Annotated in this window: 15 protein-coding genes; 5 read left to right on the forward strand and 10 right to left on the reverse strand. The window is 60.5% G+C overall.

Going from position 1 to position 16266, the window contains the following annotated elements; translation table 11 throughout:
• Window positions 1–145: 145 nt before the first annotated feature.
• The 8 genes from fabI to gloB all read right to left on the reverse strand — a co-directional run bounded on the left by fabI (window position 146) and on the right by gloB (window position 11005).
• Window positions 146–940: an enoyl-ACP reductase FabI gene (gene fabI, locus AB4N85_RS05545; RefSeq protein WP_003202751.1), complete on the reverse strand. Its 795-nt coding sequence runs from the start codon at window positions 938–940 to the stop codon at window positions 146–148.
• Between the two features lie 19 nt (window positions 941–959).
• Window positions 960–2570 carry an ABC transporter ATP-binding protein gene (locus tag AB4N85_RS05550; RefSeq protein WP_252869203.1) on the reverse strand — a complete coding sequence of 537 codons (1611 nt, stop codon included), beginning with the start codon at window positions 2568–2570 and terminating at the stop codon, window positions 960–962.
• A gap of 1 nt (window position 2571) precedes the next feature.
• Window positions 2572–3591: an ABC transporter permease gene (locus AB4N85_RS05555; protein ID WP_016774153.1), complete on the reverse strand. Its 1020-nt coding sequence runs from the start codon at window positions 3589–3591 to the stop codon at window positions 2572–2574.
• A gap of 1 nt (window position 3592) precedes the next feature.
• Window positions 3593–4666 carry a microcin C ABC transporter permease YejB gene (locus AB4N85_RS05560; RefSeq protein WP_016774154.1) on the reverse strand — a complete coding sequence of 358 codons (1074 nt, stop codon included), beginning with the start codon at window positions 4664–4666 and terminating at the stop codon, window positions 3593–3595.
• Between the two features lie 4 nt (window positions 4667–4670).
• The gene (locus tag AB4N85_RS05565) at window positions 4671–6512 is read right to left on the reverse strand and encodes an extracellular solute-binding protein (protein WP_460067291.1); all 1842 of its coding nucleotides are present in this window, start codon (window positions 6510–6512) and stop codon (window positions 4671–4673) included.
• Window positions 6509–8341, reverse strand: a complete 1833-nt coding sequence (locus AB4N85_RS05570) for an extracellular solute-binding protein (protein ID WP_460067293.1) — start codon at window positions 8339–8341, stop codon at window positions 6509–6511. Before AB4N85_RS05570 ends, AB4N85_RS05565 begins: the two co-directional genes overlap by 4 nt.
• Window positions 8342–8674: 333 nt before the next feature.
• The gene (locus AB4N85_RS05575; RefSeq protein ID WP_041480626.1) at window positions 8675–10138 is read right to left on the reverse strand and encodes a transglycosylase SLT domain-containing protein; all 1464 of its coding nucleotides are present in this window, start codon (window positions 10136–10138) and stop codon (window positions 8675–8677) included.
• Between the two features lie 99 nt (window positions 10139–10237).
• Window positions 10238–11005: a hydroxyacylglutathione hydrolase gene (gloB, locus tag AB4N85_RS05580; protein WP_056786790.1), complete on the reverse strand. Its 768-nt coding sequence runs from the start codon at window positions 11003–11005 to the stop codon at window positions 10238–10240.
• 66 nt (window positions 11006–11071) lie between these two features.
• Here gloB and AB4N85_RS05585 point away from each other — a divergent pair, with 66 nt between their 5' ends.
• From AB4N85_RS05585 to AB4N85_RS05600, 4 genes are all read left to right on the forward strand, one after another.
• Complete coding sequence (locus tag AB4N85_RS05585; protein ID WP_041480625.1) at window positions 11072–11830, forward strand: class I SAM-dependent methyltransferase; 759 nt, start codon at window positions 11072–11074, stop codon at window positions 11828–11830.
• A 90-nt stretch (window positions 11831–11920) separates the two neighbouring features.
• Window positions 11921–12391, forward strand: coding sequence for a ribonuclease HI (gene rnhA, locus AB4N85_RS05590; RefSeq protein WP_007910572.1), 471 nt, complete (start codon window positions 11921–11923; stop codon window positions 12389–12391).
• A gap of 201 nt (window positions 12392–12592) precedes the next feature.
• The gene (dnaQ, locus tag AB4N85_RS05595; protein WP_041480624.1) at window positions 12593–13351 is read left to right on the forward strand and encodes a DNA polymerase III subunit epsilon; all 759 of its coding nucleotides are present in this window, start codon (window positions 12593–12595) and stop codon (window positions 13349–13351) included.
• Between the two features lie 308 nt (window positions 13352–13659).
• On the forward strand, window positions 13660–14274 hold the full coding sequence (locus AB4N85_RS05600; RefSeq protein WP_016774208.1) for a GNAT family N-acetyltransferase: 615 nt from the start codon (window positions 13660–13662) through the stop codon (window positions 14272–14274).
• Here AB4N85_RS05600 and AB4N85_RS05605 read toward each other — a convergent pair.
• Together AB4N85_RS05605 and AB4N85_RS05610 are read right to left on the reverse strand one after the other, a co-directional pair.
• Window positions 14240–15133: a LysR substrate-binding domain-containing protein gene (locus tag AB4N85_RS05605; RefSeq protein WP_041480623.1), complete on the reverse strand. Its 894-nt coding sequence runs from the start codon at window positions 15131–15133 to the stop codon at window positions 14240–14242. The two genes, AB4N85_RS05600 and AB4N85_RS05605, sit on opposite strands and share 35 nt — an antisense overlap.
• An 85-nt stretch (window positions 15134–15218) precedes the next feature.
• A complete protein-coding gene (locus AB4N85_RS05610) occupies window positions 15219–15449 on the reverse strand; it encodes a hypothetical protein (protein WP_041480622.1) in 231 nt (76 codons plus the stop codon).
• Window positions 15450–15632: 183 nt separating this feature from the next.
• On the opposite strand from AB4N85_RS05610, the gene AB4N85_RS05615 reads away from it, so the two are divergent.
• On the forward strand, window positions 15633–16190 hold the full coding sequence (locus AB4N85_RS05615) for an NADPH-dependent FMN reductase (RefSeq protein ID WP_024012496.1): 558 nt from the start codon (window positions 15633–15635) through the stop codon (window positions 16188–16190).
• The last annotated feature ends 76 nt before the right edge of the window (window positions 16191–16266 follow it).

The raw sequence follows: 16266 nt of genomic DNA on the forward strand, positions 1-16266 counted from the left end.
TCCCTGGCGGCTGATAAGCATCGAGCGCCGAGTATCAAAGGCAGGGCAGGGTGGTTGGCGGTACATATGTAGTTGGACGAGCTTTTCTGCAGGCATAAAAAAAACCCGCCGGATCCGGCGGGTTTTTCTATGGGCTACAGGAAGATCACTCTTCGATGTTGCCCATCGCGGTGGTGTTGAAGCCGCCGTCGACGTACATGATTTCACCGCTGATGCCCGACGCCAGGTCGGAGCACAGGAAGGCGCCGGCGTTGCCGACCTCTTCGATGGTGACGTTGCGGCGCAGCGGAGTCTGCGCTTCGTTGGCGGCCAGCATCTTGCGGAAGTTCTTGATGCCGGAAGCGGCCAGGGTGCGGATCGGGCCAGCCGATACGCAGTTGACGCGGGTGCCGTCCGGACCGAGGGAACCGGCCAGGTAACGGACGCCGGCTTCCAGCGAGGCTTTGGCCATGCCCATCACGTTGTAGTTCGGCATGGTGCGCTCGGCGCCCAGGTACGACAGGGTCAGCAGGCTGCCGTTGCGGCCTTTCATCATTTCGCGGCCGGCCTTGGCCAGGGCCACGAAGCTGTAGGCGCTGATGTCGTGAGCAATGCGGAAACCTTCACGGGTGGTGGCTTCGGTGAAGTCGCCGTCCAGTTGGTCGCCCGGGGCGAAGCCGACGGAGTGCACGATGCAGTCCAGACCGTCCCACTTCTTGCTCAGCTCTTCGAAGACCTTGGCGATTTCTTCATCGCTGGCCACGTCGCACGGGAAGCACAGCTCAGGGCTCGAACCCCAGCCTTGTGCGAACTCTTCGACGCGACCCTTGAGTTTGTCGTTCTGATAAGTGAAGGCAAGCTCAGCGCCCTCGCGATGCATGGCGGCAGCGATGCCGGATGCGATGGACAGCTTGCTGGCGACACCGACGATCAGTACGCGCTTACCGGCGAGAAAACCCATGTGTTGCTCCTCTTTCAGGTTATTGCGCAGTGGCTGGTGCCAGAAAAGCGGCTTCCAGCAACTGCTGTGTATACGGATGTTGGGGGGCGGCAAAGATACTTTGCGCGTCTCCCTGTTCGACCACTTGGCCATGCTTGACCACCATCAGCTGGTGGCTCAGCGCTTTGACGACAGCCAGGTCATGGCTGATGAACAAATACGTCAGGTTGTACTTGGCTTGCAGTGAACGCAACAGCTCCACCACTTGCCGCTGCACCGTCCGGTCGAGCGCCGAAGTCGGCTCGTCCAGCAGGATCAGCGCCGGTTTCAGCACCAAGGCCCGGGCAATGGCGATTCGCTGCCGTTGCCCACCGGAAAATTCGTGGGGGTAGCGGTGCCGGGTTTCCGGATCCAGACCTACCTCCTTCAATGCCGCAATGATCGCCGCTTCCTGTTGGGCTGCGGTGCCCATTCTGTGTATCCGCAAGCCTTCGCCCACGATGTCGTTGACGCACATGCGCGGGCTCAGGCTGCCGAACGGGTCCTGAAACACCACCTGCATCTCCCGCCGCAGCGGGCGAATCTCGTTCTGCGTCAGGCAGTCTAGCTGCTTGCCTTCAAAGCGGATCGCGCCTTTGCTGCCGATCAGCCGCAAAATCGCCAGACCGAGGGTGGATTTGCCGGAACCGCTTTCGCCGACGATCCCCAGGGTCTGGCCCTGAGGCAGGCTGAAATTGATGCCGTCCACTGCCTTGACGTAATCCACCGTGCGTTTGAGCAGGCCTTTCTTGATCGGGAACCAGACTTTGAGGTCCTCGACTTCGAGCAGCGGCGCGCCGATTTCATTGCTCGCCGGGCCGCCGCTGGGCTCCGCGCCGAGCAATTCCCGAGTGTACGGATGCTGCGGCGAACGGAACAGCTCTGCGCACGATGCCTGTTCGACGATGCAACCGCGCTGCATGACACATACGCGATGCGCAATTCTTCGCACCAGGTTCAAATCGTGACTGATCAGTAGCAGCGACATGCCCAATCGAGCCTGAAGATCCTTGAGCAAATCGAGGATTTTCAGCTGAACGGTCACGTCCAGCGCGGTGGTCGGTTCGTCGGCGATCAGTAATTCCGGCTCGTTGGCCAGGGCCATGGCGATCATCACCCGCTGCCGCTGGCCGCCGGACAATTCATGGGGCAGCGCCTTGAGCCGCTTGTGCGGCTCGGGAATGCCGACCATTTCCAGCAGCTCCAGCGTGCGTTTGGTTGCCACTTTGCCACTCAGGCCCTTGTGGATGCCGAGCACTTCGTTGATCTGCTTCTCGATCGAATGCAGCGGATTGAGCGAGGTCATCGGCTCCTGAAAGATCATGGCGATGCGGTTGCCACGAATATGGCGGATGGTCTTCTCGCTCAAATCCAGCAGGTTCTGCCCGGCGTAATTGATGCTGCCGGCCGGATGCCGCGCCATGGGGTAGGGCAGCAGGCGCAGGATCGAATGCGCCGTTACCGATTTGCCCGAGCCCGATTCGCCGACCAGTGCCAGGGTCTCGCCGCGCTTGATGTCAAAGCTCACGCCTTCGACCACGCGGTGCACGCGCTCGCCGAAACCGAATTCGACGGCGAGGTCGCGCACTTCGATCAGATTGTCCTGATTCATTTCACTTCCTCGGGTCGAAGGCATCGCGAGCGGACTCGCCGATAAACACCAGCAGACTCAACATCAGCGCCAGCACGGCAAACGCGCTCATGCCCAGCCATGGCGCCTGCAGGTTGGATTTGCCTTGGGCAACCAGTTCGCCCAGCGACGGACTGCCGGCCGGCAAGCCGAAGCCGAGGAAGTCCAGCGCGGTCAGGGTGCCGATGGCGCCGGTGAGAATGAACGGCATGAAGGTCATGGTCGAGACCATGGCGTTGGGCAGGATGTGGCGGAACATGATCGCGCCGTTCTGCATGCCCAGCGCGCGGGCGGCGCGCACATATTCCAGATTGCGCCCGCGCAGGAACTCGGCGCGCACCACATCGACCAGGCTCATCCACGAGAACAGCAGCATGATGCCCAGCAACCACCAGAAATTCGGCTGGACGAAACTGGCAAGGATGATCAGCAGATACAGCACCGGCAGCCCCGACCAGATCTCGAGAAAACGCTGCCCGGCGAGATCGACCCAGCCGCCATAAAAGCCCTGTAGCGCCCCGGCAATCACGCCGATGATCGAACTCAGCACGGTCAGCGTCAGCGCAAACAACACGGAAATGCGGAAACCGTAGATCACCCGCGCCAACACGTCGCGGCCCTGATCGTCGGTGCCCAGCAGGTTGTCCGCCGAGGGTGGCGCTGGGGCCGGGACTTTCAGGTCGTAGTTGATGCTTTGGTAGCTGTAGGGGATCGGCGCCCACAGAATCCACGCGTCCTTGGCCTTGAGCAGTTCGCGAATGTACGGACTCTTGTAGTTGGCTTCCAGCGGGAATTCGCCGCCGAACGCGGTTTCCGGATAGCGCTTGATCGCCGGGAAATACCAGTTGTTGTCGTAATGCACGACCAGCGGTTTGTCGTTGGCGATCAGTTCGGCGCCCAGACTGAGGCCGAACAGAATCAGGAACAGCCACAGCGACCACCAGCCACGCTTGTTGGCCTTGAACAGTTCGAAGCGCCGGCGGTTGAGAGGGGACAGGTTCATCTCAATGCTCCCGGCTGGCGAAGTCGATACGCGGATCGACAAAGGTGTAGGTCAGATCGCCGATCAGTTTCACCACCAGCCCGAGCAGGGTGAAGATGAACAGGGTGCCGAACACCACCGGGTAATCGCGATTGATCGCCGCTTCGAAACTCATCAGGCCGAGGCCATCGAGAGAGAAGATCACTTCCACCAGCAACGAGCCGGTGAAGAAGATACCGATGAATGCCGACGGGAAACCGGCAATCACCAGCAGCATGGCGTTGCGGAATACATGCCCGTAGAGCACGCGATGGCGAGTTAGGCCTTTGGCCTTGGCGGTGACCACATACTGCTTGTTGATTTCGTCGAGAAAGCTGTTCTTGGTCAACAGGGTCATGGTCGCGAAGTTGCCGATCACCAGTGCGGTGACCGGCAATGCCAGGTGCCAGAAGTAATCGAGGATCTTGCCCCCCAGGCTCAGCTCATCGAAGTTGTTCGAAGTCAGCCCGCGCAGGGGGAACCAGTCCAGATAACTGCCGCCGGCAAATACCACGATCAGCAGGATCGCAAACAGGAACGCCGGGATCGCATAGCCGACGATGATCGCCGAACTGGTCCAGACGTCGAAGTGGCTGCCGTGCCGCGTGGCCTTGGCGATGCCCAGCGGGATCGACACCAGATACATGATCAGCGTGCTCCACAGCCCCAGCGAGATCGACACCGGCATCTTTTCCTTGATCAGGTCGATGACCTTGGCGTCGCGGAAGAAACTGTCGCCGAAATCCAGCTGCGCATAGTTCTTGACCATGATCCACAGACGTTCCGGGGCCGATTTGTCGAACCCGTACATGTGCTCGATTTCCTTGATCAGCGCCGGATCCAGCCCCTGCGCGCCACGGTAGGACGAGCCGGCCACCGCCACTTCGGCACCACCGCCGGCAATCCGGCTCGTGGCGCCTTCGAAACCTTCGAGCTTGGCGATCATCTGCTCGACCGGCCCGCCGGGCGCGGCCTGGATGATCACGAAGTTGATCAGCAGAATGCCGAACAGGGTCGGGATGATCAGCAGCAGTCGCCGAAAGATATACGCCAGCATCTGATTACTCCGTGCCCGCAGGGTCGGCTTGCAGTTGGGTTTCGACTTCTACGGCAGGCTTGGCGTCAGGCTTGACCCACCAGGTGTTGATGCCGATGTCGTACTTGGGCGAGGTTTTCGGGTGGCCTATATGATTCCAGTAAGCCACGCGCCAGCTCTTGATATGCCAGTTGGGCACCACGTAGTAGCCCCATTGCAGAACACGATCCAGCGCGCGAGCGTGGGCCACCAGGCTTTTGCGCGAGTCGGCGTTGATCAGGCTTTCCACCAGTTGATCAACGGTCGGGTCTTTGAGGCCCATGCTGTTGCGGCTGCTCGGTTTGTCGGCGGCGGCGCTCATCCAGTACTCGCGCTGCTCGTTACCCGGCGAATTGGACTGGGGAAAGCTGCCGACCATCATGTCGAAATCCCGCGAGCGCACGCGGTTGATGTACTGCGAGACGTCGACGCGGCGGATGACCAGATCGATACCGAGGTCGCTGAGGTTGCGCTTGAACGGCAGCAGCACCCGTTCGAACTCGGTCTGGGCGAGGAGGAATTCGATTACCACCGGTTTGCCAGTGGCGTCGACCATTTTGTCATCGACGATTTTCCAGCCGGCCTCTTGCAGCAGTTGATAGGCCTCACGCTGCTGGGTGCGGATCATGCCGCTGGCGTCGGTCTTGGGATTTTCGAAGGCTTCGCTGAACACCTGGGCCGGCAGTTTGCTGCGAAACGGTTCGAGGATCGTCCGTTGCTCGGCGTCGGGCAGGCCGGTGGCCGCCATTTCCGAGTTCTCGAAGTAACTGCGGGTGCGCACGTAGGCGCCGTTGAACAATTGCTTGTTGGTCCATTCGAAGTCGAACAGCAGCCCCAGCGCCTGACGCACGCGCACATCCTGGAACACCGGGCGGCGCAGGTTGAAGACGAAGCCCTGCATGCCGGTCGGGTTGCTGTTGGGGATCAGTTCCTTGATCAAACGGCCCTCGGTGACCGCCGGAACGTTATAGGCGCTGGCCCAGTTCTTCGCGGTCATCTCCAGCCAGTAATCGAACTGCCCGGCCTTCAGTGCTTCGAGGGCGACGGTGTTGTCGCGGTAATAGTCGGTGGTCATCGTGTCGAAGTTGTAGAAGCCACGGTTGACCGGCAAGTCCTTGCCCCAGTAATCCTTGACCCGCTCGTAACGTACCGAACGGCCGGCCTTCACTTGGGTGACCTTGTACGGGCCGCTGCCCAGCGGGATTTCCAGATTGCCCTTGTTGAAGTCGCGGCTGGCCCACCAGTGTTTCGGCAGGACCGGCAACTGGCCGAGGATCAGCGGCAGCTCGCGGTTGTTGCTGTGCTTGAACTTGAACAGCACTTTCAACGGGTCTTCGGCGATGGCTTCGGCGACGTCGTTGTAATAGCCGCGAAACATCGGCGAGCCTTCCTTGGTCAGCGTCTCGAAGCTGAACACTACATCTTCGGCGCGCACCGGGTGGCCGTCGTGGAAACGCGCTTGCGGGCGCAGGTAGAAGCGCACCCAACTGTTGTCGTCGGCTTTTTCGATCTTGCTGGCAATCAGGCCGTACTCGGTGAACGGCTCGTCGAGGCTGTGTTTGGTCAGGGTGTCGTAGATCTGGCCGATGTCATCGGCGGGCACGCCTTTGTTGATGAACGGGTTGAGGCTGTCGAAGCCACCGAAGCCGGCCTGACGGAATACGCCGCCCTTGGGCGCGTCAGGGTTCACGTAGTCGAAATGCTTGAAATCGGCCAGGTATTTCGGTGGCTCGTTGTACAGGGTCACGGCGTGTTGCGGGGCGGCCCAGGCCAGCCCGGCGAACAGCAAGCCGCCGGCCTGCACGAGCAGGGTGCGAACAGCATTCATCGATCTTTCTCCGAAGACTTCAGCCACCATGCGCTCAGGCCCAGGGTGTAGGGCGGCGTGGTGACAAAGGCCAACCGGTTGCGGTAGGCCAGACGGTGATAATTGAGGTACCAGTTGGGAATGCTGTAGTGCTGCCAGAGCAGCACGCGGTCGAGCGCTTTGCCAGCGGCGACCTGCTCGTCGCGGGTGCGGGCGGCGAGCAATTGTTCGAGCAGGTGATCGACCACCGGATTGGCGATGCCCGCGTAATTCTTGCTGCCCTTGACGTTCACCTGGCTGGAGTGGAAGTACTGCCACTGCTCAAGGCCCGGGCTCAGGGTCTGGCCGAGGGTCATCGAGATCATGTCGAAATCGAATTGATCGAGGCGCTGTTTGTATTGCGCACGATCAACGGTGCGCAGGCGCGCGTCGATGCCGATGCTGTTGAGGTTTTCGATGTACGGCTGATAGAGCCGCTCCAGGCTCGGGTTGACCAGCAGCAGTTCGAAACGCAGCGGTTGGCCGTCTTTGTCTTGCAGGCGCTGGCCGTGGAGCTTCCAACCGGCCTCGGCGAGCAGGGCCAGCGCCTTGCGCATGGTTTCCCGGGGAATGCCTCGGCCGTCGGTCTTCGGCAGGGTAAACGGCTCGGTGAACAGCCGGGCTGGCAACTGCTCCTTGTAAGGCTTGAGCATCAGCCATTCATGGCCGACCGGCAGGCCGGACGCAGTGAATTCGCTGTTGGGGTAGTAACTGCTTGTGCGCTTGTAGGCATCGCTGAACAGCGCACGGTTGGTCCACTCGAAATCGAACATCAGGCCCAGCGCTTCGCGGGTTTTTACGTCGGCGAACGTCGCGCGGCGGCTGTTCATGAACAGGCCCTGAGTCTGCGTCGGAATCTGATGCGGGATCTGTGCCTTGATCACTTCGCCACGACGTACAGCAGGGAAGTTGTAGCCGTTGACCCAGTTCTTCGCCTGATGCTCGATGTAGATGTCGAACTCACCGGCCTTGAACGCTTCGAAGGCGACATCGCTGTCGCGGTAGAACTCGACGTCCATGCGATCGAAATTGTACTTGCCGCGATTGACCGGCAGATCCTTGCCCCAGTAATCCTTGACCCGCTCGAAAATCAGCTGCCGACCCGGCGTGACCGACGTGATGCGGTACGGCCCGCTGCCCAGCGGTGGTTCGAAGGTGGTGGCTTTGAAGTCGCGGTCTTTCCAGTAATGCTGCGGCAGCACCGGCAACTCGCCCAGGCGCAGGATCAGCAGCGGATTGCCCGAGCGCTTGAACACAAAGCGAATGCGCTGTTTGTTGAGGATGTCGACCCGTAGCACTTCCTGCAAGGCCGTGCGATACAGCGGATGACCGTCCTTGAGCAGCGTTCGATAGGAGAACGCCACGTCGTAGGCGGTGATGGGCGCGCCGTCGTGAAAGCGTGCTTCGGGGCGCAAATTGAAGACGACCCAGCTGCGATCTTCGCTGTACTCCACCGATTGTGCGATCAAACCGTAGCTCGACGCCGGCTCGTCTCCGGACGGCGAATACTGTCCGGTACCAACCATCAGCGGCTCGTTGAGCTCGTTGATGCCGTACTGGAGAAAATTGGCGGTGGTAACCGGGCTGGTGCCCTTGAAGGTGTACGGATTGACCGTATCGAAGGTGCCGAACGCCATCACCCGCAACGTACCGCCTTTGGGCGCTTGCGGGTTGACCCAGTCGAAGTGGGTAAATCTGGCCGGGTACTTGAGCGTGCCGAACTGCGCATAACCATGACTTTCGGTAATCGTTGCGCTTGCGGGTGAGCTCAAGGCCAGGCTGATCAGGAGCAGGGAGAGGGCACGCTTCAAGTCAGATCCGATCCAGCGGCTTGGGCTTTGTGGGCCGTACAGTAACAGCTTGTCTGGACAGGAAAAAGATGCGGGTTAATGCCGGGTTAATCGTTTGCGCGAAGAGCCCCTCACCCTAACCCTCTCCCGGAGGGAGAGGGGGCTGATCGTGGTGTCTGGGCGAATTGCACCGACGTGCGATACCGAGTCGAAGTCAGTTTCTGAAAAGCACCCGATCGGCTCCCTTTCCCCCTCTCCCCCCTGGGGGAGAGGGCTGGGGTGAGGGGGATGGATCTAAGCACACCACAAAAACTTCATCCAAAAAAAGCCCCTGAAATATCAGGGGCTCTTCAATCAGTGCGGCTGATAAACCGTAAGCATCTGCCCAGGCTTGAGTGCCTTGCCCGCACCCGGGTTCCAACGCTTGAGATGTTGCATCTCGACGTTGAACCGCTTGGCCACCACATACAGGGTGTCGCCGCGCTTGACCTTGTACTGGGTCTGCTGCTTGCTCTCGTCCTTGCCTTTGGTCTTGGTATTCGCCGCGACCACGGTGTTGACCCGGCCGGATTTGCGCGCCGGTGCACGCTTGGTGTTGTCCTGCATGACCAGGGTCTGGCCGACCTTGAGATTCTTGCCGGTCAGCTTGTTCCAGCGCTGCAGATCCTTGACTTCGACCTTGTTGGCCTTGGCGATGGAACCGAGGTTGTCGCCACGCTTGACCCGATAGGCGCGTTTGAGCTGTGCCACTTCCGACGGATCGGCGCCTTCGAACACCGGTTTCAGCGAGCGCGGGCTGATCAGTTCGTCCGGGCGCATGGTCTGCAGACTGGCGGTCAGCAGTTGCGCCTTGGACGTCGGCACCAGCAAGTGCTGCGGACCGTCGATGGTGGTGCGCTGTTTGAACGCGGGGTTGAGCTGGAACAGTTCGTCTTCATCGATGTTCGCCACCGCAGCGACCTTGGACAGGTCCATGCGCTGGTTGATTTCGACGACCTGGAAGTACGGTTCGTTGGCGATCGGGTTGAGGTTGACGCCGTAGGCTTCAGGCGCCAGTACCACTTGCGACAGTGCCAGCAACTTCGGCACATAGGCCTGGGTTTCCGCCGGCAGTGGCAGGTTCCAGTAGTCGGTGGGCAGGCCGAGCTTTTCGTTGCGCTCGATCGCCCGGCTTACGGTGCCTTCACCAGCGTTGTAGGCTGCCAGCGCCAGCAGCCAGTCGCCGTTGAACATGTCGTGCAGGCGGGTCAGGTAATCCATCGCGGCCGTGGTCGAGGCGGTAATGTCGCGACGACCATCATAAAAACGCGTCTGGCGCAGGTTGAAATAACGCCCGGTGGACGGAATGAACTGCCACAGGCCCACCGCATCGGCGCGGGAATAGGCCATCGGGTTGTAGGCGCTCTCGATCACCGGCAGCAGGGCCAGTTCCAGCGGCATGTTGCGCTCTTCGAGGCGTTCGACAATGTAATGAATGTAGAGGCTGCCGCGTTCGCCGGCATTCTCGAGAAAAGAGGGGTTACTGGCGAACCACAGGCGCTGTTGCTCGATGCGCGGATTGACGCCAAGGCCTTCCTGCAACTGGAAGCCCTGACGCATGCGTTCCCAGATGTCCTGGGGCGCCACTGGAGTGGGCTTCTCGGTCAGCCAGATCGGCTTCTGCTTGGCTCGCGCAGCAATGTTCGGCGTATGCGTCGCTTCAGTCTGCGGAGCGTGGCTGGAGCAACCCGCCAGCGTGGCGGACACAGCCACCGCGATGGCTTGTGCCAGGCGGGTCAAAGCATCTGAATTGACGGACTTACGTATGGATGACGACATTGGCTGGAAGTAAGTTCCGGGCAAAAATGTCGGGCGATTCTAGAAAGCGCACCCCCTGCGGTCAACCATTGAGAATTTTTGCCCCGGCCGGCGCGCTTGTCAGAACTTGTCTTTCCATGCCCGCAGAGCCGCAAATACCTCGCTCGGCGCCCGGTTTTGAGCGCCTTCCCGTTCGTCCACTTTTTGTGTAACCAATGTTTCAGAAGTGCGTAAAAACGGATTGGTCAGCTTTTCCAGGGCCAAAGTCGACGGCAATGTCATCACGCCGTTCTGCCGTTGCTGCGTGACCTTTTCCAGACGGGCGGCGACTTCCGGGTTGCCCGGCTCGACGGCGGCGGCAAATTTCAGATTGCTCAAGGTGTATTCATGGGTGCAGTAGACCAGCGTATCTTCCGGCAGGGCCGCAAGACGGCTGAGCGAGCGGTACATCTGCTCGGGTGTGCCTTCGAACAGCCGGCCGCAACCGGCGGCGAACAGGGTGTCGCCGCAGAACAGCAGACCATGGTGGTAATAGGCGATGTGCCCCAGGGTGTGACCGGGTACCGCATAGACGTCGAAGTCCCAGCCGAGCACGCTGACGCTGTCGTTGTCCTTGAGCGCTACGTCGCGCGCCGGGATGCTTTCGCTGGCCGGGCCGTAGACCTTGGCGCCGGTCGCGGCTTTCAGGCGCTCGACGCCGCCGACATGGTCATGGTGATGGTGAGTGATCAGAATATCGCTGAGCACCCAGCCCGGATGCGCGTCAAGCCACGCCTGCACCGGGGTGGCGTCGCCCGGATCGACCACCGCGCAGCGCTGGGTCTGATGATCCTGTAACAACCAGATGTAGTTGTCGGTGAACGCGGGCAGGGCACTGATCTGTATCATCGTCGGAATTCGCCAAGCAGAAAACATTGGCGCATCTTAGTAGTTCCTGGCGCGTTGGAGAATGACATGACCGATAAAGCGTTCGCTCAGGCCGATCCCGACTGGCTGGCATTGATCAGCGCCGCCCGCGAATGGCTGTCGGGGCCGCTCGGGCAATTTCTGCTGGATGAAGAGCGGCGCATGCTCGATGACGAGCTCGGCCGCTTCTTCGGCGGTTATCTGGTGCATTACGGGCCGTCCGCCGAAACCCCGCCGGCCGCGCCGCAAGTGCAGCGCAACGTGCGTCTCGGCGCACCGTTGCCCGGAGTCGAGATCGTTTGCGAAGAGCAGGCCTGGCCGTTGAGCGAGCACGCCGCCGACGTGGTGGTGATGCAGCATGGCCTGGATTTCTGCCTGTCGCCCCACGGTTTGCTGCGTGAAGCAGCGAGCAGCGTGCGCCCCGGCGGGCATCTGCTGATCATCGGCATCAACCCCTGGAGCACTTGGGGGCTGCGGCATTTCTTCGCCAATGATGCCCTGCGCAAGGCGCGCTGCATCTCGCCGTCGCGGGTCGCCGACTGGCTCAATCTGCTGGGCTTCGCGCTGGAGAAACGCCGCTTCGGATGCTATCGTCCGCCGCTCGCGTCACCCAAGTGGCAGAACCGTCTGGCCGGCTGGGAACGCAAGGCCGGTGACTGGCAATTGTCTGGCGGCGGCTTCTATCTGCTGGTGGCGCGCAAGATCGTGGTGGGGCTCAGGCCGTTGCGCCAGGAACGCCGCGAGCCGATGGGCAAGCTGATTCCGCTGCCGATGGCCAAGGTCAACCGCCGCCGCATCGAACCGTAAATCTTCTTTTATTTGTGGCCGGGCTTGTCCCGGCCGCGGTCATTGTCGATCCGCGATTGGCAGGACAGGCATTTTTCTGGAAAGACTGGCATGAGCGAAAGCGTGGAAAGCGTCGACACCGTAGAACTGTTCACCGACGGTGCCTGCAAGGGCAACCCCGGTCCCGGCGGCTGGGGCGCGCTGCTGGTGTGCAAGGGCGTCGAAAAGGAACTGTGGGGCGGCGAGGCCAACACCACCAACAATCGCATGGAGCTGCTCGGCGCGATTCGTGGCCTGGAAGCGCTCAAGCGCCCCTGCGAAGTGCTGCTGGTCACCGACTCGCAATACGTGATGAAAGGCATCAACGAGTGGATGGCCAACTGGAAGAAGCGCGGCTGGAAAACGGCTGCGAAAGAGCCGGTAAAGAATGCCGATCTGTGGAAAGAGCTGGACGAGCAGGTCAACCGCCACAAAGTCACCTGGAAATGGGTGCGCGGGCACATTGGTCATCACGGTAACGAGCGGGCTGACCAATTGGCTAACCGTGGGGTCGATGAAGTTCGCGGTTACAAGCAGAGCTGATTTCGCTTCTAACCGTGGCGTGGCCGTTCGCGAGCAGGCTCGCTCCCACAGGGAAATGTATTCCAGGCCTTGAATTGGAATGCATTCAGTGTGGGAGCGAGCCTGCTCGCGAAGGACCCGCCACGGTCTGACTGAAACACCCCGCCGAGCGTGTTAACATCCGCGCTTTTGCATGATTGACCCGTTGAGAGCTGAGCACTGATGGCCACCAGATCCGTTGTACTCGATACCGAAACCACCGGCATGCCGGTGACCGATGGTCACCGGATCATTGAAATCGGTTGCGTCGAACTGATCGGTCGGCGCCTGACGGGCCGGCATTTCCACGTTTATCTGCAACCGGATCGCGAGAGCGACGAAGGCGCGATCGGTGTGCATGGCATTACCAACGAATTCCTCGTCGGCAAGCCGCGCTTTGCCGAAGTTGCCGATGAGTTCTTCGAGTTCATCCAGGGCGCGCAACTGATCATCCACAACGCGGCGTTCGACGTTGGCTTCATCAACAACGAATTTGCCTTGATGGGCCAGCACGATCGCGCCGATATCACCCAGCATTGCACCATCCTCGATACCCTGATGATGGCCCGGGAACGTCACCCGGGGCAGCGCAACAGCCTCGACGCGTTGTGCAAACGTTACGGCGTCGACAACTCCGGCCGTGAACTCCACGGCGCCTTGCTCGACTCGGAGATTCTCGCCGACGTCTACCTGACCATGACCGGCGGCCAGACCAGCCTGTCGCTGGCTGGCAACGCGTCTGACGGCAATGGCACGGGCGAGGGCGCCGACAACTCGGCTACCGAAATCCGCCGCCTGCCGGTCGATCGCCAGCCAGCACGCATCATCCGGGCGACCGAAGAAGAACTGGCGGCGCATCTGGTGCGGCTGGAAATCATCGCCAAATCGGCGGGAGCGCCGGCGTTGTGGACGCAGATTGCCGAGGCTGATGCGCAGGTCTGAAAGATCGAAAAATCAAAAGATCAGAAGATCAAAAGATCGCAGCCTTCGGCAGCTCCTACGGGGAATGCATTCCATAGTGGGGACCAGGAAGGCAGCGATTTTTTGCATTTGGCGACATGAAGCCAAGTTGCCACCCTCGCCACATTCGTCGCAACCCTCTACCCTGAGTGCACTGGTCAGGTGCAAATCTGCCGCCTCAGGACACTGAGCCTCATGTACAAAGAGTTGAAATTTGCGCTGGCAATCATCCATCGCGACGGTAAGGTCGACACCGTCGGCTGCGTCAAGGAATGAGGACTTTTCCCAGTATGCAACCGGTCATGAATCCGAAATACCCAGGGTTGTCGGTGCGTGTAGCCGACGAAGGTTTTGCGCCGTATATCTGGGGCAGCGACTTCAGTTTCGAGGTCGCTGCCTACGGCGCTGCCGTGATCGGCAAGCCGGTCGAGCAGTGGCCGGTGACGCCAATCGTGCCGTACCGCAAGTGCTACGGCATCGATCCCGAAGAATTCAGCGCCTTTCACAACGCGCCCGACAGTGCGATTTTCATGGCGTACCTGGACGACGAGCCGGTCGGTCACCTGGTGATCAGCACCAACTGGAACGGCTTTGCCCACATCGATGAACTGGCGGTGCACGCCCCGGCCCGCCGCCACGGTGTGGCCAAGGCGTTGCTCGATGTCGCGCAGTTCTGGAGTCGCAAGAAGAAGCTGCCGGGCATCATGCTCGAAACCCAGAACAACAATCTCGGCGCCTGTCGTCTGTATGAGCGTTGCGGTTATGTGATCGGCGGCATCGACCAGTTACGCTATCGCGGCATCGATCCGCATACCGCTGAAGTCGCGTTGTTCTGGTATCGCCTGTTCGATAATCCGCTGGAAAAACCACTCAGCTCGACAACATCGCCTCGGCTTGTTCCGTGACGATCGCCAGCAAGGTCTGAATCGCCGCCGACGGCGCGGCATGTTTGAAGGTCAGGGCGTAGAGGCTGATCGGCACCGCCGGTGACAATGGGCAGACGTCCAGGCCACCGGCGCGGGCGCCCAGAGCGGTGAACGGATCGACGATGGCCAGACCTTCGCCGGCCTCGACCATGCTGCGCATCATCTGATGGGTCTGCACGCGGGTCTGAATGCTCGGTGCCGGGCGCAAGGCCTGAAGTTTGTTTTCCAGCGCCGGGCTCAGTGGATCCTGACCTTCGAGACCGACCATGGCCTGACCGGCCAGATCCACTAGGGAAATGTATTTCTGTTTCGGCTGCAGCCAGCCGTGCGGAGCGAGCAATTGCAGCTTGCCCTGGGCCAGCGGCTGGCAGTGGATATCGGGGTGTTCGGGATCGTGCAGGCTCAGGCCCAGATCGCTTTCGCGCAATAACAGGCTGCGGACGATGTCGCGAGTCGGCGCGCTGAGCAGGCTGCAAGGTGCGTCCGGCAAGCGCCGACGCAGAGTCGCAAGGCTTTGTGGCAGTAATTGTTGAGCCAGCGGCGGGGTGCCGATGATGCGCAGGGGTGGGGCGAGGTATTGCTTGAGGCTGCTGGCCAGACGCTGCACCGGCTCAAGCGCCTCATAAACGTGTGCGATTTCCACTTGCAGGGCGCGCGCTTCGGGGGTCGATTGCAGGCGACCGCGAACGCTGGCGAACAGCATGAACCCCAACTGACTCTCGGCTTCGCGCAAACGCTCTTCGACCTCGGTCACCGGCAGTTGCAGCCATTCGGCGGCGGTGCCCAGGTGACCGGTCTGCAAGAGCGCCTGAATCACTTCGATGTGGCGTAAACGCATGCGTGAAGTCCATGTTCAGCAGGTGGGGTCAGACGCTGAATCCTACCCCAAGTCCGCTCGCATGACTTCTGCTCATAATGCAGGGTTATGAAGCAACGGTTGGCTCGGGTTCGCGGATCAGGGTAATGCCTGATTGAACCAGGAGAAACTCGCTGTCACTGACCTTGTTGACCCGATCGCCAATGGCGAGTTTGTAAATGGGCTCCGAGCCAGTGGATCCGTCTGCAGACGGGTTCGATTCCTGGAATTCATGCACGGAATAAACGCGGCCTTCCGCATCTCTTGCATGAAACTGACCGACGAGTACTGCTGCCATCTGCTTAGAACCTCTGGAGATAAAACGCTTGATTTGCGGCTTTGTAGACCGTCAGCAAGCTCGGTAAGTTTTCCTACATGAAAAAAATATTCCTCGCGCAGGAAAAACCAATGACCACTGGTGAAAATGTCACTGGATCATCTATAACTAGCGACTCTTCCCACGGACCATCGAGAGTCATCCATGAGCAATGTCTACAACGTCGCTGTAGTGGTCGGTAGCCTGCGCAAAGCATCGATCAATCGCAAAGTCGCACTGGCCCTCGCCGAACTGGCACCGGCCAATCTCAAGCTCGAGATTGTCGAAATCGGTGAACTGCCGCTGTACAACGAAGACATCGACGGCGCTTCTCCGCCGGCAGCCTACAGCACTTTCCGTCAGAAAGTGGCGTCATCCGACGCGGTGCTGTTTGTTACCCCCGAGTACAACCGCTCGATCCCGGCACCGTTGAAGAACGCCATCGACGTCGGTTCGCGCCCTTATGGCCAGAGCGCGTGGAGCGGCAAACCCGGCGCGGTGATCAGCGTATCGCCAGGCGCCATCGGTGGCTTCGGCGCCAACCAGCACCTGCGCCAGACCTTTGTTTTCCTCGATATCCATTGCCTGCAACAGCCGGAAGCCTATCTGGGCGGCGCGGGCAACGCGTTTGATGAAGCGGGCAAGCTGAGCGACTCGGTGAAACCGTTCCTGCAGAAATTCATCGATGCGTACGGCCAGTTCGTCGAGCAACACAAGAAATAAACTTACCGAAACTCACTGTGGGAGCGAGCCTGCTCGCGAAGGCGGACTGTCAGATAACAATTTCTAGTCTGACACA

It is taken from the genome of Pseudomonas sp. H1_G08, from assembly GCF_054681355.1.